The organism is Terrimicrobium sacchariphilum (genome assembly GCF_001613545.1).
In the GTDB taxonomy this organism is placed as follows: Bacteria; Verrucomicrobiota; Verrucomicrobiia; order Chthoniobacterales; family Terrimicrobiaceae; genus Terrimicrobium; species Terrimicrobium sacchariphilum.
Map to the genome: position 1 here is coordinate 1,064,303 of NZ_BDCO01000002.1, position 18,392 is coordinate 1,082,694.

At 63.5% G+C, this 18,392-nt stretch carries 14 protein-coding genes; 6 read left to right on the forward strand and 8 right to left on the reverse strand.

Going from position 1 to position 18,392, the window contains the following annotated elements; genetic code table 11:
- Positions 1-22: 22 nt before the first annotated feature.
- The 3 genes from TSACC_RS05385 to TSACC_RS05395 all read right to left on the reverse strand — a co-directional run bounded on the left by TSACC_RS05385 (position 23) and on the right by TSACC_RS05395 (position 3,764).
- Positions 23-1,489, reverse strand: a complete 1,467-nt coding sequence (locus tag TSACC_RS05385; RefSeq protein ID WP_075078365.1) for a PEP-CTERM sorting domain-containing protein — start codon at positions 1,487-1,489, stop codon at positions 23-25.
- 74 nt (positions 1,490-1,563) lie between these two features.
- The gene (locus tag TSACC_RS05390; RefSeq protein ID WP_153811296.1) at positions 1,564-2,565 is read right to left on the reverse strand and encodes a Gfo/Idh/MocA family protein; all 1,002 of its coding nucleotides are present in this window, start codon (positions 2,563-2,565) and stop codon (positions 1,564-1,566) included.
- 110 nt (positions 2,566-2,675) lie between these two features.
- A complete protein-coding gene (locus tag TSACC_RS05395; protein ID WP_075078367.1) occupies positions 2,676-3,764 on the reverse strand; it encodes a LacI family DNA-binding transcriptional regulator in 1,089 nt (362 codons plus the stop codon).
- A gap of 80 nt (positions 3,765-3,844) precedes the next feature.
- On the opposite strand from TSACC_RS05395, the gene TSACC_RS05400 reads away from it, so the two are divergent.
- Positions 3,845-4,504, forward strand: coding sequence for a type II secretion system protein (locus TSACC_RS05400; RefSeq protein WP_075078368.1), 660 nt, complete (start codon positions 3,845-3,847; stop codon positions 4,502-4,504).
- Positions 4,501-6,861, forward strand: coding sequence for a DUF4962 domain-containing protein (locus TSACC_RS05405; protein WP_153811297.1), 2,361 nt, complete (start codon positions 4,501-4,503; stop codon positions 6,859-6,861). The genes TSACC_RS05400 and TSACC_RS05405 overlap by 4 nt, the downstream gene beginning before the upstream one ends.
- 12 nt (positions 6,862-6,873) lie before the next feature.
- Here TSACC_RS05405 and TSACC_RS05410 read toward each other — a convergent pair whose 3' ends face one another.
- The 5 genes from TSACC_RS05410 to TSACC_RS05430 all read right to left on the reverse strand — a co-directional run bounded on the left by TSACC_RS05410 (position 6,874) and on the right by TSACC_RS05430 (position 12,867).
- Positions 6,874-7,656 (reverse strand): SDR family NAD(P)-dependent oxidoreductase, encoded by a 783-nt coding sequence (locus TSACC_RS05410; protein ID WP_075078370.1) that lies wholly within the window; start codon positions 7,654-7,656, stop codon positions 6,874-6,876.
- A gap of 2 nt (positions 7,657-7,658) precedes the next feature.
- On the reverse strand, positions 7,659-8,831 hold the full coding sequence (gene dgoD / locus TSACC_RS05415; RefSeq protein WP_075078371.1) for a galactonate dehydratase: 1,173 nt from the start codon (positions 8,829-8,831) through the stop codon (positions 7,659-7,661).
- Positions 8,828-9,532 (reverse strand): MBL fold metallo-hydrolase, encoded by a 705-nt coding sequence (locus tag TSACC_RS05420; protein WP_075078372.1) that lies wholly within the window; start codon positions 9,530-9,532, stop codon positions 8,828-8,830. Before TSACC_RS05420 ends, dgoD begins: the two co-directional genes overlap by 4 nt.
- On the reverse strand, positions 9,529-11,700 hold the full coding sequence (locus TSACC_RS05425) for a beta-galactosidase (protein WP_075078373.1): 2,172 nt from the start codon (positions 11,698-11,700) through the stop codon (positions 9,529-9,531). Before TSACC_RS05425 ends, TSACC_RS05420 begins: the two co-directional genes overlap by 4 nt.
- Positions 11,701-11,790: 90 nt before the next feature.
- The gene (locus TSACC_RS05430; protein WP_075078374.1) at positions 11,791-12,867 is read right to left on the reverse strand and encodes a LacI family DNA-binding transcriptional regulator; all 1,077 of its coding nucleotides are present in this window, start codon (positions 12,865-12,867) and stop codon (positions 11,791-11,793) included.
- 143 nt (positions 12,868-13,010) lie between these two features.
- On the opposite strand from TSACC_RS05430, the gene TSACC_RS05435 reads away from it, so the two are divergent.
- The 4 genes from TSACC_RS05435 to TSACC_RS22250 all read left to right on the forward strand — a co-directional run bounded on the left by TSACC_RS05435 (position 13,011) and on the right by TSACC_RS22250 (position 18,375).
- Entirely contained in the window at positions 13,011-13,748 is a 738-nt protein-coding gene (locus TSACC_RS05435) for a type II secretion system protein (protein ID WP_075078375.1), read from the forward strand.
- A gap of 22 nt (positions 13,749-13,770) precedes the next feature.
- Entirely contained in the window at positions 13,771-16,650 is a 2,880-nt protein-coding gene (locus TSACC_RS05440) for a LamG-like jellyroll fold domain-containing protein (protein ID WP_075078376.1), read from the forward strand.
- Positions 16,647-17,429 (forward strand): hypothetical protein, encoded by a 783-nt coding sequence (locus TSACC_RS05445; RefSeq protein WP_075078377.1) that lies wholly within the window; start codon positions 16,647-16,649, stop codon positions 17,427-17,429. Before TSACC_RS05440 ends, TSACC_RS05445 begins: the two co-directional genes overlap by 4 nt.
- A 163-nt stretch (positions 17,430-17,592) precedes the next feature.
- Positions 17,593-18,375, forward strand: coding sequence for a PEP-CTERM sorting domain-containing protein (locus tag TSACC_RS22250; protein ID WP_075078378.1), 783 nt, complete (start codon positions 17,593-17,595; stop codon positions 18,373-18,375).
- Positions 18,376-18,392 lie beyond the last annotated feature (17 nt).

Consider the following 18,392-nt stretch of genomic DNA (forward strand, 5'->3'; position numbering starts at 1 on the left):
GAGGGGTGATGTTAGGATCGAATTAGGCGGAGGCCGCCTTGCGACGAATAAAGCCGATCGCCGCACACAAACCCAGCGCGGCGAGCGCGACCGTGCCCGGCTCGGGTACCGCGGTCACGGTGAACTGCAGGAGATTCCCGTCGCCGCCGTAGGAGAATGACCCCGCCCAACCCGCGGACTGCGTGGCCGAGGACAGCGCAAAGGTGCCCAGCGCGATGCCCTGTGATGTCCCGCCGAAGCTGATCAGGTCGTACGTCGTGCCGATGATGGCGCCGCTCGAGCCGAGAAGGTCAAAGACTACGCTGCCATTGCCTCCCAGCGCCGATCCCGTCATCGAGGCCGATGTCAGCGTGATCATGTCCTGCACCACGCCGAGCCGGAACTCGATCGTCGCCTGGCCCAGGAAGACGAGGCCTTTGGACGACGCGTTGCCGCCCGAGATCGTCATCGTGCCGACAGCATCGGCCGTGCCCGGCTTGAGCGTGCCGCCGCTTTCGATGGTCACATTGCGCGCGGTCGATCCGGTGGATAATGCGATCGTGCCGTTGACCCCGAGCAGCGCACCGTTTTTCACGACATAGTCTCCCTGTCCCGTCACGCCGGTGAATCCGGAGCCATAGGTGCCGTTGAGGAAGAGCTTGCCTCCCTCGACCGTCGTGGCGCCCTCATAGCCGCCGGTGCCGGAGATCGACAGAATGCCCGTCCCTGCTTTGGTAAAGGCGAGCACGTGGTCGGCGCGCGTGAGGTTTTCCCCGATCGTTCCGCTAAAGGTCGTATTGGTCGACTGCTCCACCCGCAGCGTACGCGTCCCTCCGGTGGTGGAAAACTGACCCGGGAACTTGATGTTACCGTTGCCGGAGAGTTCTCCGATCGTTGCGACATTCCCGATGATGCCCGGGCCGATCTCCAGGTTGCCGCCGGAGGCGAGATGCACCTTGGTATTGACGCCTACCGAGTTCACGCCGGTTCCCGTCTGGCTGGCGATGGTGAGGCTTACCGTGGAAACGGTCGAGCCATTCACCGTGATCGTGCCATTCCAGGCGGTGCTGCCGGTGAGCAGGACTTTCAGGTTCAGCGATGTTCCGGACGTGCGCTGATCGGTCAGGGAAAAGTCTCCGCTGCCTCCCTGCGTGATGGTCAGCCCGCGGGTCGTGCTGGTCGCTCCGGAGCCAGAGGCATACAACGAAGCACCGTTTTCGATCGTCACGGTGGTCGCGCTGACGTTCCAGAGATGGATCGGCGCGTTCGATGTTACGATGTCCGCCGCGTTGGCGTTTGTCCAATAGGTCGACGGCGATCCCGTGGAGGTCGTCGCCCAGACGAGCGAAGTGGTCGATGTGGTCCAGTCGCCGCTCGTGCCGGTCCAGTAGTAGGTACTGGCCGGGAGGCACGAGAGCGCCGCGAAGGCGGAAAGGCCCAGGAGGCGCGTGGTGGTGAAAAGTGTCCGGTGCTGGTGGGCGGGGCGGAGGCTGGCGGGGGTGGAGTTCATATGGGTCGGATGGTTGCGTCGGGGGGAAGGTGGGAACAAGGGGTTTGTCTATAACACAGTTTAGTAGAGAGCATTCAGGCTTGGGCGTGAGCGGCGAGGGAGGGTGCCGAGGATTCGTAAAGCCCGTGACGCATGGACTCCATGAGCCAGACGGGCTGGATCGCGTCCTCCAGGCTGGGACGCAAAGGAGCCCCGGCCCGCACGGCATCGAGGAAGGCTTTCATTTGCGCGGCGAATCCCCATTGCACATGGTCCGGCCCGCCTTCGCCGCGCTCCTCGAGGATGAGGGAATCATTATGCCAGATGCGCAGCAGCCCCGGTTTATCGGAGCTTCCCCAGATGGGCAGATCCACCGTGGCGGAGGTTTGTGAGCCGTGGATGGAAATCCGCTCCAGCGTCGCTCCGCCCACGGGGAGGAAGTTGCACCGGACGAGCGCGCCGCTGGCGCAATCGGCCTCCACCGTTGTCGCGGTCACGCCGGGAGGCAGGGACTGATAGTGAAAGCGCGCCTTCGCTGCCGGAGATCGCGCGACGAATCCTGAGGCGTCCAGGCCATGGATGGCTGTGATGGAGAAATCGGCCTCGGTTCGCTGCCAGCGGATCATGTCGTAATTCACCTGCCAAATCGCCTCCGGGTTGATGAGGTCCGACAGAAGCTGCTGGGCGCGGGTCAGCAGCGGCATGAAGCGGCGATTGAAGCCGACCTGCACCGGAGTGCCATGCCGGGAGGCAACCTCATTGAGCATCTCGACATCATGAACCGTGAGCCCCGGTGGTTTCTCCAGGAGGATTGGGATCTGGTGGACCGCCAGGGACCCCATGATGACGACGGCGCGCTCCGGCGGCAGGATCAGGCAAAGGGCATCGGGAGTTTCCTCCTCCAGCATTCGCTCGATGCTGCTGTAGCTGCGCCGGAATCCAAATGTCCGCCGGAAGTCCTCGGCCTTCGCCGCATCGAGATCACAGCACGCGCTCAGGACGATGCCGGATTCCTCCCGTGCCAGGTGGTGGAGGGAGGGTCCGTGGGCCACGGTGGCATGGACCCCGCACCCGATCAGGCAAATCGATACGCTCATGGTGAATCGCGACGAAGCTTCGATCACGAGCCCGCGCGTTGTCCAATGGGCATCTATTCACACAGTTTATAAAAAAGGCCGTTCGCCTTCTGCGCTTGGCGGGTGAGAGATTACACCCTGCGCGATTTTCCGGTGCGTGCCGCCGTTTTGCGCTTCGCGGCAGGCGCGGGACGCAAGGGAGGGAGCGTGGTTCCTTCGACCCATGTGCCCTCGATAAGGAGCCGTTGCGGCACAGGCGGCACGCCGCGCTCGCCCCGCTGGATCATGGCGACGAGGAAGTCCGCGCTGGCCTCCCCGACCAGCCGGGAGTTCTCGCAGACCCCGGCCAGCGGGCCGTTGGGTTCGAACATCATCGGGCAGGCGATCGCCACGTCGCGGGGGAACCGGAAGCCCGCCTCGATCAGCATGTCCCGGACATCGAGACTGATCACGGCGGCCTCGGGGCGTACTTCGCGCATCCAGGCGCTGAGATTCTCCGGAGTCGTCCAGCCCGGCTTGAGCGGCGTCAGGAGAGGCTTTTCGCCATGGATCGCCATTTCCGCCAGGTAGGCCGCGAGGCAGTTGTGATCCACGCGCTCGTCCTGCAGCAGGCTGGAGGCAAAGGCAATACGCTTGTAACCCAGCCCGCGCATGCGCTGCATGGTTTGCAGCGTGGCCCGGTATTGCGTGGCTGCCACGCAGTGGAGCAGCGGTTGCAGCAGGGTGAAGCCAAATGTCACCGCCGAGAAATGCTCCCAGGGGAAATCCAGCGTGGCATAGGGTTTCGGCTGCGGTGCGACAAAGATGCCTGTGATGTTGCGGGATCGCAGGATGCCCGCCATGCGCTGCGGCGAGATGTCCGGCGTCTGGAGATCGAAGACCTCGACCGTGTAGCCATGGCTCTGCGCGCAGGCGACGGCGCCCTCGTAGTTTTGTTGAAAGATGGGAATCTTTCTCCAGTCGTAATGCGGCAGCGTGTTTCCCAGCCAGGCCAGCGTCCCCTGGAAAACTCGCGGACTTTGCTGCCTGCGATACACCGCCAGCGCGGACAGCATGGGGTCGGGCTGATAACCCAGCTTGCGCGCGATTTCCTGGATGCGTTCCCGGGTCGCCACAGGAATGTTGGGATGATTCTGCATCGCCAGGCAGACCGAGGAACGATGCACTCCCGCCGCCCGGGCGACATCCTGCTGGGTGACTCGTTTGGGTTGTTTATTCAACTGTGTTATAAAAATCCCTTTTGCTCCTTTTGTCCAGTGGCAATAGGCTGCACCACGTTACTCGATTCCCCCCTTAGGATATGCCCGCACATTTTCCCCATCGTGACCCGCGCTCCTGCCGCGCGTTCTCTCTGCTGGAACTCCTGGCCGGGATCAGCATCACCGCGCTGCTGGCCGCGCTCCTGCTCCCGATGATTGTCCGGATGAAGACGCAGGCCGCCGAGACCCGGTGCCTTGCCAACCTCCGCACCCTGGCCCAGGGGACTCTGCTCTATCAGGCCGAGAATGGCGGGCTGCTGCCGCCGAACTATGCCTTCTCCGGTGGGACTCCCGAGCAAATCTGGACCGTCGAGCTGCGGCCCTACCTGAAGATCGATGACAAGGGGCGCACCGGGGCCGGCATGGAGCAGATGGCCAAAATATTGACTTGTCCCGCGATCTCCCAGCCTGCGGACAAACCGTCGAAGTGGTGGGAATCCAATTACGCCGCCGGACTCTGTTTCGGTTCGGATGGATCTCCCCAGCGGATCGCAGGTCGCAAGGCCTCGGCCACCGTGATGTTTATGGAAAGCAAAGACAGACTGCGCTCGATGTACGCAACGCCGCTGCCTTGGGAGAGCGTGCCTTACCGCCATTCCGATGCGGTGCAAATGGCATTTCTCGACGGGCACACGGAGGCTCGCAAGCAGGCGGACATTCCGAAGTCCTTCGACGATCCGTTCTGGGGGGCAAAGCCGTGAGAGCAGTCGCGCCCATGGTCGTTGGACTGTGTCTCGCCGGTGCCGCCTCCGCCTGGTGTGCGGACGAGAGCGCAAAGCTGATCACCCCGGATGAGGTGGCCGCCTGCCGCGCTCAGCACGAAAAGGAGTGGCTGGCAAAAACCGCCCCCGGACAGCCTCGCCTGTTTTACGACAAGGACTCCTGGCCGGCAGCGGCGGCGCGTGTCCGGCAACTCGGCGGCGCCGGGGCGAAGTGGCGTGCATTCGCCGAGGAAACCGCGCAGGCGATCATCAAGCAGCCGCTCCCGGTTTATCGTCCTCCGGAGGAGTTTGTGGGAAAGGACAACTCGATCCTCCAGGCCCGGGAGGAGCTGTGGCAGCGCGCCGTGGGCAATAACATCGCCTTCCTCGCCTTCATGGCCCGGCTGGATGATCGTCCGGAGTACCGAGCCTACCTGCGGGAGCTTGTATTGGCCGCTCTCAAGCTGGATTCCTGGGGAGTCGGCATCTGGCGCGATTGCGACCTGGCGGCGGCGCACATCCTGAGGGGCGTCGCCATGGCCTGGGACTGGCATCGGGACATCTTCTCCGAGCAGGACCAGTCGTTCATCCGCGAGACCATCGCGCGGCGCACGCCGACGATGCTGGGTGGTCTCTACGGAAAGATCTTCTGGGGCAGGGAATACCGAGCCAATCACAACCACATCAGCGTGGCCGCGCTCGGGCTCACCGGCCTTGCCTTCCTCAATGACCTGCCGCAGGCGGCCGACTGGCTGGCGGCCTCCATGCTGGACTATGAACGTGTCGCGGCCGACATGAACCCCGACGGCAGCTCCGAGGAGGGTCTTGGCTATGCGAGCTATGGGATGAATTTCATCCTGCAGTTCATCGAGGGGACCCGCACCGTCACGGATTCTGCGAAGTTCTACGACTCGCCGTTCCTGAAACACGCGGCCAACTACCGCATCGGCTCCTCGACCCCCGGCCTGGAGGGCGTCCTGCTCTGGGGAGACGCGACGGGCAAGGACTACTACGGCCCGCAGCAGATCCTGTGTCGGCTGGCCTCGCAGTACGGCGATGGTGGTGCGCAGTTTCTCGCGGAGTCGCTGCCCTTCCTGCCGCGCGGCGCGGGTCCGGAGGGTAATGCCAATGACGTGCTGGCCTTTGCCCTGCTCTGGAACGATCCCTCCGTGCAGGCCCGCGCCCCGCAGCAGCTCGACTACCGCTACAAGGACTGGGAGGTGCTCACCACCCGCAACAGCTGGAAAAACGACGCCTATCTCTTCACGCTCAAGGCCGGGTTGAACAACCTCCATCACAGTCACCTCGATGCCGGGGCGATCGCCTTCAACCTGGGCGGCTCCTGGCTGCTGACTGCTCCCGGGTATGGCGACCACGGAGCGCCGGGATTCTGGGATCGCGAGGGCAAGCGATGGACCTTCTTTTCCAATGCCACCGAGTCGCATTCGACCCTGTTGATCAACGGAAAGAACCAGCGTTTTGATCGCGAGGCGGGTGCGTCCGTCCTCAGCATGGTGTCGGCACCACGGAGCATGTTTGCCTCGGTGGACATGACGCGGGCCTACGATGGGGTGAAGAGGGTGGCCCGCCGGGTCATCCATCAGCGCGACGAGTATCTCCTGGTCCTTGATGACGTGGAGGGCGCGGAGTCCCTGCGGGCGGAATGGCTGGCCCAGGTCCCGCCCCGGGCGATGGTGCAGGACGACGGGGATGTCGTTGTGACCGCTAACTCCACGGCCAGCATGCGTCTGCGATTGCTGGGAGGTGCGGCGGTCTTTGCAGAAAGAGCGCCGACCGTGGAGCATTTCAATCTCCCGGCGGGCAAGATGAAAACCCTGGCTGCCGCGCAGGAGGGACGACAGGTTCGTTTTGCCGCGCTTATCCGGCCCTTTGCCGCTGGGGCGATTTATGAACCCTGGAAGACGGAACTGGCTGGCGACGCCGCGAAGTCCCTCGTGACCATCAGCGGCAACGGCTGGGTGGACACTGTGGAGTCCTTCGCTGATCCCGAAATGATCGGTCAGGTGGGCGACAAGGAGGTCGGCGGCGAGGCGAATGTCCTCTCGGTCCGCCGGCAGGCGGGAGTGATTGGAACGGTGATTCTCGCCGGGGCGAAAAGGTATGCCGGATCGTCCTGGGGGTTCGTCTCGCAGACTCCCGTGGACCTGATCGAGGAACCCTCCGCCGAGGGCGAACGAAAGATCTCGCTCGCCCGCGAAATCAAGGGCGATGTCCGGATCGATGCTTCCCATCAACTCCTGGATGAAAACGGCCAGGTGCTAAGCCCGGGCGAAGGCGCTACCTTAACCCCCGGTGCGTACACGCTGCGCAAGACTGCCCCGGCGGCGAGTTCCTAGCGCGGAAAGGCGCTAGATCGCAAGATCTCTGGGCACCTGCTGGACGCTTAACCCGCCATCGATGATGACGCCTGCTCCGGTCAGCGATGGGGCGGCGTCGCTGGCCAGGAAGAGCACCGTCCTCGCGATCTCATCCTGTCGGGTTGGTTCACCAGCCGGGATGTTGCGCCGCCTGCGCTCCGCCACCTCGGGCGACAATGCGTTCCAGCGCTCTGTCCACACATAGCCGGGCGAGATGGAGTTGACGCGGATTCCCTGCGGCGCGAGGTCCAGCGCCATCGATCGCATCAATCCATCGAGGGCGGCCTTGCTCGTGTTGTATCCGCTCCGGTCCCAGATGGCGCGTTCGCCCGCCAGGGAGGAAATGGTGATGATCGCGCCGCCGCCCCGCTTTACCATGCCTCGGGCGGAGAGTTGCGAGCACCGGAAGGTGCCGAACAGGTTGACCTCGATCACCTCGCGAAAGAACTCCGCGCTTTGCTCGAGAAATCCCGACGTGCCAAGGCCGAGGTGGGCCGCGTTGTTGACCAGGATGTCGGGAAGGAGGTCGCGTCTTTCGAGTTCACTGAACGCCTCGTCGATCTGCGGTTGCCGCGCAAGGTCAAACGAAATCGCCTCCACCCGTGCGGCGGGGATTTCCTCCCTCAGCTGCGCCATGGCCGCGTGGGTTTCCTTTTCCGTCGGACCATGGACGATCACCCGCGCGCCGGAGCGGGCAAATGCGCGGGCAATGGAAAACCCGAGGTTCGCTGTCGAACCCGTGACCAGTACCGTGCGGGCGGAAAAGTCAAACATACCTAATGCGTGGCGCCAAAGGTTGCGGTTGCCGCCTCGGGGCGTATGTCGGTGAGGTGGCCCGTGTAGTGGCGCAGATCATGGACCTGATAGGGATGCCGGGCGATGGCTTCCTCGTTGATTTCCACGCCGAGGCCGGGCGCGGAGGAGATCGTCATTTCTCCCGCCGAGAAGTGGCAGTGCTCCGCCGCGACGTCCTTGCGCCAGGGCACATCGGTGGCCATCGTTTCCAGATAGAGAAAGTTTGGCGTGCAGGCCGCGAGTTGCAGGGTGGCGGCATTGGCCACGGGGCCGGAGGGATTATGCGGGCAGAAGGCCATCTGCCAGGTCTCCGCCATGGCCGCGATCTTGCGCAGCTCCCAGATGCCCCCGGCGTGGGAGACATCGGGCTGGAGGAAATCCGCGCAGCCTTTCTCGAAGACCTCGCGGAAATCCCACTTTGTATAAAGCCGCTCACCCAGCGAGATGGGCGTGGAGGTGCCGGAGCGCAGTCGCGCGTAGTTCTCGAGATTGCCGGGAATGAGCGGCTCCTCGAGCCAGAAGATGTCGAAGTCCTCGAGAGCCTTGGCGATGCGGCGGGCGGTCGGCAGGTCAAAGCGTCCATGACCTTCGATCATGAGCTCCGCGCGCTTGTCCACGGCTCGCGAGACGGCATCGATCACGGTCAGCGCCTTTTTCAGTTCAGCGCTGGAGAGATGGCGAAAGGCTGCGCCAAAGGGGTCCCACTTGAGCGCCTTGTAACCCATCTCCACGGCGGCGACGGCTTTCTCGGCAAACTCCCCGGGCTCCCTCGCGCTGGCGAACCACGCATTGGCATAGCACGGCACGCTCTGCCGCACGGCTCCGCCGAGGAGCTGATACACCGGCACGCCGAGGCTTTTTCCCTTGATGTCCCAGAGCGCCATCTCGATGGCGGAGAGCGCGCTGGTCAGCACCGGGCCGCCCCGCCAGTAGGCATCGCGGTAGGCGTCCTGCCACCAGCTTTCGATCGCGGTCAGGTCGCGTCCCTGCAATCCGCGCTCCAGCTCCTGCAAGGCCGCCACCATGGCGTGCTCGCGGTACTCCAGCGTGGCCTCGCCCCAGCCGTGAATGCCCTCGTCGGTTTCGATTTTTACAAAGACCCAGTTCGTCCGGTAGGCGTCACAGACGTGGGTGGAGAGTCGGCGGAGTTTCATAGCGTAAAGGGTTTGCCCAGCGGCATCTCATGCGAGGCGATGCCGGCTTCGCGGCAACTGGTGATGAAGGGCGCCGGGTCTTCAGTATTCTCGGCGAATAATCCGTAGTGCATGGGCAGGGCGACGGGAGTCTCCAGCCGTCGCGCCGTCTGGAGGGCCTCCTGCCAGTTCATGTTGCCGAGGCGGCCATTGATGCAGATCAGGAGCGCGTCGGGGGCGGTGGTCGTGGTCGAGAAAAGGCGGTCGTCGTATTCGGTATCCGCCGTCAGGTAAAGCCGCCACCCGTCCGCCTCGATGACGAGGCCCACCGCGCTGGGATCGCTGTGGCGGGCAAAGACCGGCGTGATGTCAAATGGCCCGAGCGTCACCGGATGCCCGATTTCCAGGAGGAGGGGGGAGTCGATACCCAGCTCCGCGAGGTGCCGGTGTGCGCGCTCGGGCCCGCCGAAGGCGCACCGGGGGTAGTGCCTCGCGATCATGGCGATCGTCTCGGGATCGAGATGATCGCCATGATCGTGGGTGCAGATCACCACGTCTGGCCGCAGGTCCTCCAGTGCGAGCGGAAACCCGACCAGCCGCGTGACTTTTCCAGCGAGGCTGTCGCTCATGTAGGGGTCCACCACGAGGCGAAATCCGTCTGCTTCAAAAACGAATCCGCCCTGTGTCAGCCACGTGATGCGGGGAGATGACAGGGCTTTCACGCCACTCCGGCTCCCGCCATGGCGTGCGGGGCGGGCTTCCTCGTTTCGGCAGCCTCCAGGCGCAACGCGAGCACTTCCTTGCCCGCGAGCTGGAGGTCTTCAGTGAGATCGCGCTCATCCTCGGTCTGCAGGTCGACCAGCCGGCATCCGGCGATTTCGTCGCGAAGATGCAGGCGGAACCGGCGGCTCTCCTCCGCGTGATTGATGACGAGATACAGGATGCCGCCGGGTCCGCTCAGGCGGGCGACTTCCACATCCTCCGCCTGTCCGGTGAGGGTGGCGGTGGGTTGCGCTCCGGAGGCGAGCACTTCGCCCTGAAGCAGCCTGGTCATTGCCTGCTGCGGGTTGCGCTGGTATTGACGGAAGACCTCCGTGCCGACCAGCAGTGTGGACCCCTTGCCGTGGCGATGCCGCACCGCGGCGATCTTGCCGTCCGCGTACCGGGCCGCAGGCGTCCCGCCCGCGAGCTCAAATTCACTCCAGAAAAAGCAGACCTTCGCCTGCCCGTCCGGACATTGGATGACCGGCGCGGTCTCCTTGCCCTCGCGATCGCTCGTCCAGCAGCCGAAGACCTCGTCCAGCCCGAAGCCGGGCGCCCGGTATTGCAACCGTCCATCCTGGTCGCGCAGGCCAAAGGTGCTTTCCGCGATCACCGTGCCGCCATTGGCGACAAACTGCCGGATGCGCCCGGCCACCTCCGGCGAGAGATTCTCCGCCATCGGGATGAGGAGCAGCTTATACATTGGCAGCTCGTCGAGGTTGTTTTCCGCGATGCAGTCCGCCGGGATCTGGAGGTCCCAGAGCAGCTTGTACGCGCCGACCCGCGAGTCGTGCGCCTCGACATAGGTGTACGGATAATAATCCCCGCAGATCGCCTCGGTCTGGATCTGCTGGTCCTCCAGCGTGAGGATCGCGGCCTGCCGCTCGGGGTACACGGTGTTGATCAGCCGGGCATTGGCCTGCAGCATTCCGGAAAATTCCCCCATGTACTCGGCGCGGCTGCTCGGGCTGCCGTCCCATTTCATCAGGTGAAACAGCGCGACCTGGGAATCCCCGGCGCGGCTGCGATAATTCCACAGGATGATCGACTTCGCGTTGTGCGCGATGAGATGCCAGAAGGTCATGAGCCGCTGCGCGCGGGTGATCATGCGCTTGTTGGGGCCGACTCCCGTCTCGAGGACGAGCATGCGGCGGTTCACATCCTGCGAGGCGCTGCGCAGGCGGCTGAGCTTGTAGGCGGTGAGATAACCGGGGCCGAGATCGTGGAGATGCTCGACCGTGTAGCACGACACGCCCATCATCGTCAGCGCCTCGCCCGCCCGGCCAATGTCGAGCCCATACCGCGGCGTGGAGAGCGGTCCCTCGGTCGCCGCCATGTGGTAGACAAAGTTTGACGTGGTCGGGCGCCCCGATGGATCGATCCGCCGCACCATCTGCGTGATCTCCGACATGGTGTCGTAAAGGCGGAACTGGTTGAATCTCACCCAGTCAAACCAGATCGGCAGACCGCAGGCATAGGCGGGCGCGGTGATGTCCTCCCAGCAGGTGTGCGTCACCGGATACTCCGTGCTCCAGACCGCCTTCAGCTTCTCGATCGTCCCATATTTACGCTCCAGCCAGCGGCGGAATTTCACCTGGGTGTGCGGGCAATAGCAAAACATCGACTGCGGTTCGTTCCAGATCATCCAGGCCGCGAGCGATTCGCGCCCGGCATAGCGGCGCACGGTCTGCTCGAGGAAACGAAACGCGTGGCTGCGGAAAACCGGATCATCCGAGCAGATGATGCGCTGTGGCGTGATGGAGTGCGTCGGAGCTTCCGGCGTGTTCATCAGCGTCTGGCAGCGCGCATCCTTGAGCAGATAGGCTGGGGGATAGAGGCCGCAGAGATTCCAGAAGAGTCCGCCGAAATTCAACACCACGCCGATGCCGTGCTTCTCGGCGAGATCGAAGAGGTGGTCCTGTTTGTGAAAATCAAACTCGCCCTCCACCGGCTCGATGCGATCCCACGGGGCAAAGATCCGCACGGTGTTGAAGTTGAGGCGCTTCATGGTGGCGAGGTCGCGGTCCCACTCCTCCATCGGCCAGTCGAGACCTTTGGCGTAAGGGGCGCAGGATGCTCCGAAAAGAAACACCTCGTCGTTAAGTGGGTTCGGATAAGAGGCGGACATGGTTCTGAAGAGACGCCTCACAATCTCTCGCCGGGACCGTCGCGCATTCAATCGGCGCGCTATCGAACAGTTCGACTCCCGAGGAGAAAATCAGTCATTCTTCGCTCGCGACTTTCGCCTCGTCGGAGTGGGTCCCGGTGCAATATCCCGCACCGTCGGCCCCGGAATCCACTCGCTTTCCAGGAGCAGTCCGGTCTGGAACGGCGGCAGCCCCGACTCGCGGCGATGAATCTGCCCGACCAGCGAATCCACCGCTTTCATGCCCTCGCGCTCGGGACCCTGGTACATCCCGGCGACGCGCCCCCGCAGGGCATCCGGCAGGTCGAGCAGGGCCATCCCCATTTCCTCCGGCACCTTCACGTCGATCTCGCCGATCCAGTCGAGAATGAAGTCATTGAGGCAGATGCAGGCATCGGGCCTGTGCTTTTTCACCCAGTCAAAAAAGCGTTTCTTGCCCTGGGGGCGGGGAGCCTCGGCGGGGTCTTCCAGATAAAGCGGAGGAGGGCCGGAGCGGGAATAGTCTATTCCCGCCAGATAGCCGGAGGTGAATCTCTGCTCCAGCAGTGTGTCGAGCCACTTGTCCAGAACGAATCCTATGCGCGTGTAGCCTGCCGCGCTTAGTCGCCGACACGCCTCCAGCGAGGTGGCATAGTGATCGTTGGCGACAAAGTTCAGTCCGGTGGACTTTGGGTGATTCCCGATCACCACCGAGGGCAGGATCGACCACACCGGGCGGCACCGTTCGATATCCGTTTCATCGCGCGAGCCGTAAATGATGACGCCCAGCGCGCCCCGTGCGACGAGGATGCGACCGAGTCGTTCCGGGGTGACGTCGGGCTCGTGAAGCCAGAAGTGATCGACGCTGTAGCCGAGCAGTTCAGCCCGTTCGCGGGCGCCCTTGAGCCGGTCGCTGACCACCGGCACCTTGAGATCGATGCGCTTGACCTTGGAAACATTGATCAAGGCCAGCATGGCGACATGGTTCTGTTTCCGCGACCGGCGCAGCTCGGCCATGAGCCGTGCGACGAGGGCATTGGTCTGGTACCCCATGCCCTCGGCCACCCGCTGGATATGCTCGCGGGCCTCGGGCGCGACCCGGGGATCGTTGCGCAGCGCGAGCGAGACCGTGGACTTTGCCACGCCGGCCGCTGCCGCGATCTCAGCCATGGAGGGGGAGGTTCTCTGCTTCATCGAACGGTTCGATCCGAACATGCTTGAAGGCCGGTGAAATGTAAATGAACTTTGGACGCGAACTGCAGCACCGCGACTGATAGTGTTAGCGAAAAGCTGCGCGAGCTTCCCAAAGGATCATGCCCCCCATCCGCCATTGTCACTTAGTATTTGCCCGAGCCTTCACGCTTGTCGAGATGCTGGTCTCGATCGCCATCGTGAGCGTGCTGATGGTCCTGGTCTTCGGCGTGCAGTCCAGCGTGCAGGCGAGGGTGAAGCAGGCAAAGTGCGCCGCCAATCTCTCCACCCAGGCCAAGGCGGTGATGTTCTTTGCCGCCGATAATAATGGCCGCTTTCCCTATGGCTGGAATGTCTGGTACCCGACCGTGTGGCAAAAGGACATCTCACCCTATCTCGGGATTCCCACCACTAACACGCGATCCACTCCGGGCATCGTCTTTCAGTGTCCGATGATTACGCAGGGCGATATTAATATCGCGGGTGCAGGCGCGGTCAGCCATGGCATGAATGAGTTTATCATTCCCCAGGTGGCGCTGCAGAGCGATACGCCGGTCAAGACCGTGCAGAGCCTCGCCACTCCGTCCCGGGTGCCGCTCCTCGGCGATATCTGGCTCCAGAATTCCGACCGGATGATCGCCATCAGCAAGGTGCCTGCGGGCAACACGGGCAACGTCGCCTTCCGGCATAACATCTCTCCCGCCGCCCGGCCTGCCAAGGTTCCGCGGCCCTCCGGCTTGACGAGTTTTGGCGGAGGAAAAGTCAATATGGTATTCTGCGACGGCCACGGCGAGGCGCTTTCTCCCGAGGAGGTTGCCAATGCCGGGGACAATGTCCTGGTGTGGAATCCCTGGAAATAGCTGTCTGCACACCCGGTTTTCTATGATACGCAAGGTCACTCTCCTCCTCATCGCTGCGCTCGCCGCCCTGGCCGGCTGTTCCGCCCGGGCCGGTGCCCTCCCTCTGCCGTCCAGATCCCCGGAGTCGCCGGTGATTTTCTGGGCGCACTACATGCCGATGGTTCCGCACGGGCACATGCACGCGCATCCGTACTCCGGCGGGAACCATGATGCGTGGCCCTTTGATGCGCAGCACGCGCTGCTTCAGGAAGACTACGAGGAGGATATTCGCCAGGCTCTCGACAGCGGCGTGAATGGCTTTCAGATGCTCATCTTCGTTCCCGAGGACATCTTTGAAGCGGCGAGGAAGGTCCGCAAGGAAACCGGGCGGATGTTTTATATCTCACCGCAATGGGCCTACGCGAATCCGAAGACGTTTGAAGAAACCGAAAAGCGTATCGTCGAGTTTTACGAGAAGCATCTCGATGACCCGCATGTCTATACGAAGGATGGCTATCAAATTCACTTCGTCTGGGAGTCGGCCAGGACCTCCGACGTTGCGGCGTTGCAGAAGAAGCTCCAGGATAAGGGACTCAAGATCGTGCTCGCGCCGACCATTCGCAGCCTGACGAGTCCCGATCTCGACCCCGCTCGCATCGCTGCCCTGGGCCTGCGGGCCGCGGAGGGCTGGATGCATGGCGCCCCGGAGGGGGAGGAGCCTCGTGCCCTCACCGAGAGCCTCGCCGGGCCGACCGCGGGGGGCTTCCTATATGTTCCCTCCATCGCCGCGGGCTACGATAGCTCGAATCGCCCGGGGCAATTCATCCATGTGCCGTTTCACGGAGTCCGCACCCTGGTCGATTCATTGCGCACCTGGGTTTCCCTCGGCTATCGCCAGCTTATGCTTGTGACGTGGAATGATCCCCAGGAGTCGCTTGAGATTCCCTCCAGTCGCAACATCTGGGGACATAATGAAATCCTGAGCTTCTTCCACGGCGTGGCCGATGATGGGAAAAGCCCGTTCGCCGACTCGAAGGTCGTGGTGTCCTACCCGGTCGAGTGCATGGCGGGTGACCAGTTTTTCTTTCAGGTGGTCGGTCTGCCGGCACGCGGGAAGACTCTCGAGTGGCGCGCGCAGGTTGCGCTGCACCCAGTGGGAGCCTCCGACGCGCAGGGCGCGATCGTCTTGCGCTCGATGAGCGAGGGCGCTGCCGATCGGGAGAGCCTGCTCGAGATGCGCTGGGATACATCGGGCGTGGTCGGCGTCGTTCCGGCGATCCAGCCGATCGTCTCTGTGGACTATCGCGAGTCCGGTGGAGAATGGCAGCCTCTCTATCAGAATGTCGCGCTGCCGCCCACGCGCCTGCGGTTCAATCTCATCCAGTACCCCGTGCCCTACGCCATCGATCTGGCCCGCATCGCCATGGAGCCAAAGCTCGCTCTCTCCGTGCAACCGGGCGGCCTGCTGGATACGGTCGCACTCACCATCGACGGCGACGCGAGCACGATTCGCAAGGTGAACCTTACTGACGGCACCCGGAGCCTTGGCGCGTTTCGCGAACCCGAGGCTGCGGGAAACTTTCCGCTGCGCGATATCTTCGTGCGCATCGAGGCATCGGAGGATCGCCCTCTCACTCTGGCGGTGGAGGGCGGCGTCATTCGCGATTTCTACGGAGTCGCCGGTCGCCCGAATGACGCGCTGAAGACCGTGAACGCGCCGTCCGCGACATTCTCCATCCGTCCCGTGAACAGCGAGGCCCGCTCGCGTGTCGCCCGGCTCGACCTCTCGCCGGATGCCCGGCTCACGCTGAATTACGTCAAGGGCGATCCCTCGCAGGCCGTGACGGCAAATCTCGATGAGCTCCGGCGCGGAGCCTCGCGCACTGTTTCGATCGGCGGCAAGCCCGCCACCCTGAGCATGATCCTCACCGCCGACATGACGGATGCCAATATTGACTATCCCGTCAAGACCGGTCCATGGCAGCGCACCATCCCGCTTCACCTGGAGGAGGACGGTCCGATGCTCCTCCAGGCCATGGCACTGCTGAGGAACGACCGCGTCGCCATCTCCCCGCCCGTGTGGGTGGAGCGCCCCGGCGCCGATCCGCTCGTGGCCGCCCAGTGGTTGGCGACGGAGGGGACCTTTGAGGATTTCGTGAATCCCTCCTCGGAGACCACGCTTAATCCGCTTTCCCTCGACCACGTGATCGCGGGCTTCGTTCCCCGGAGCGAGATTCCGTGGTTCCACCTCGACCTGGAGGAGGGCGCTGGGACGCGTCTCAATGATCGCGGCATCAGCCAACAGGCCGGCCGCGCCAGCATCGAGACGGGAGGATTGAAGCGCGACGAACTCTTCAAGCCCGGAATCGTGGGCGACTGGGAGTGGCTGGAGAGCGGACATCGCGGCCGCGCTCTGCGGTTGGGTGGGGATTCCGTGATCCGCTTCCGCTCCAAGTCCTCGCCCGTGGGGGCGCAGACCACGAGCCTGTGGGTGGAGGTGCAAGCCTCCGGGCGCGGGGAGAAGTCCCGCTGGTCCACGCTCAAGGCCGGTCCGTTTCGCCTGGAGATACTTTCCGGCAGGGAGTCGCTCCTGGCCTTTGATCGCGGCGGCGTCAAGCTGGAGCGGCGCGTGGAGACCGCGTTCCTGCCGGGGTGGAATCACCTCGTCTTTGTCTATGACCTCTCAAGCGTGCGGGCGTATCTCAACGGCGCCGATCTCGGCGAGGTGGCCGCGGGAAAGCCCGCCTATCAAAGGACGCACATCATGCCATCCATCGGTTTTTCCGGGACATCCCCCGACGGCCCCGCCTTTACCGGCGTGCTCGACGACGTGCAGGTCATCGGCGCCGGACTCGGCCCCGACGGCGTTGCCGCCCTGGCAGTATCACCTGATCCTAATATTTCCAACCCGAAAGCCCCATGAAAAATCCGGTCGCCACATTCCTCGCCGCAGCGTTGATCGCGCTGCCTTTGACCCTTCACGCCGACTCTGTCGAGTATGACTTCGACGCCTTGAGCGACGGCTTCCTCCCGAAGCGCGATCAATGGCAGGTCGGCATCAATGTCTGCTATCCCCAGGTCGGCCCGGGCGAGGGGGCAAAGACCGCGCAGGTCGCCTTCATCAAGGGCGGCGCGGGTGGCGTGATGCGTCCGATCGGGAGGGAACCGTTTCAACCTGTGCCCCGGTCGGGCTGGATCGAGCTGGATGTCCAGTGGACCGGCCCGGCGGAAAAGGAGCGTTCGGTGGTGGAGGGTTTGACCGTGGAGAGCGAGTTTGCTGACAAGCCCGATCTCTCGATCCTCGCTCCCCGCGTGGGCATCTTCTCCGCCTTCAGCGAAGCCCGCAAGGAGCAGGTTAACCAGGTCCTCCTCGTCGTCTATCGCGGCGGGAAGGAGGTCTTTGCCCGCGCTCCTCTGCCCGACACCATCCAGGTCGGCGACTGGCTGCGCGTACGGCTCGAGATCGACTTCTCGGCCAATGGCGGGAACGGCTCGGGCAAGGTTCTCATCAAAAACCTCGCCAAACCCGACGAGGATTTCGTCGAGACCGGCATCAAGGCCGTGGACCTCAACATTACGGAACTCCGGGGCAAGGCCGCAGACCCCGCGAACTGGAACGCCTGGTTCCTCCGCATGGTGAACTCCGAGGGCAATGGCAACACCAGCATGCCCGTCTCCCGCCTGTCCGCCGGTACGAACTAACCATTACGATCCGCCTCCGGCCACCCGCCCGTTTTTTCGATGGCTATCGAACTGTTCGATGGTCACCGCCTTGTAACCGGATGCGTTTCGTCAAGAATTCCCCTTAGCAACCAGCCTTCACCCACCCATGAAACACCTCACGATGTCCCCCAAAACTGTTTCCATGCGCCATATCCTCCCTGCCGTCGCGCTGCTCCTCACCCTCTCGTGTTCGCACGCCCAGGTGATCTACCAGGAGTTGTTTAATAACACCGCGGGCAGCAATCAGTCCGAGAGCACCATCGGCTGGACCTCGTACTGGGGCAGCACCGGTACGATCATCACGGCGGAGATCGACAAGACCTTCATCGCTCCGCTGGGCGGGAATCCTTCTACTCCGAATGGTTACCTGGCGTTGAATAACTCCTCGCTGCTTCCCAACTATGCCAACAGTTTTGCCATCGTGGGAAACTTCGCCACTGGCTTGAATGTTTCCGGCAGCACGATCACCTGGACGATGGGCAACAACAGCACGGCGATGACCGCTCGCCTGCTCATTCAGATCGGCGGAGATGGCACGGCGGGCAGCGGCGCCTGGTACGCTTCCAACCAGGCCTTTTCCAATTCCATCGTTTACAGTTCGCAGGCGGCATTTGCCAGCGCGACGACATCGAGCGTGACCCAGACTCTCGCGTTTTCCACCGCCGCCGCCGACTGGCGCTCCTTCACCCTCACTCCCGGCGCGGCCATGTCCCTCGGCAGCGTCCTCGGGTCAAACCTCTCCTCCAGCCAGATCACCGGCATCGGCCTCCTCGTGGCGACGCCCAACAGCTCCGTCATCGGCCGCTTTGATACTCTCACGGTTACCGTTCCCGAGCCGTCCACCATCGCGATGTTTGCCGGTGGGCTGGCCTTTGTGCTATTTGGCTATCGGGCGCGCCGCAAGGCTGCCGCTCCGGCACGCTGAGCTGATACGCTCCCGCT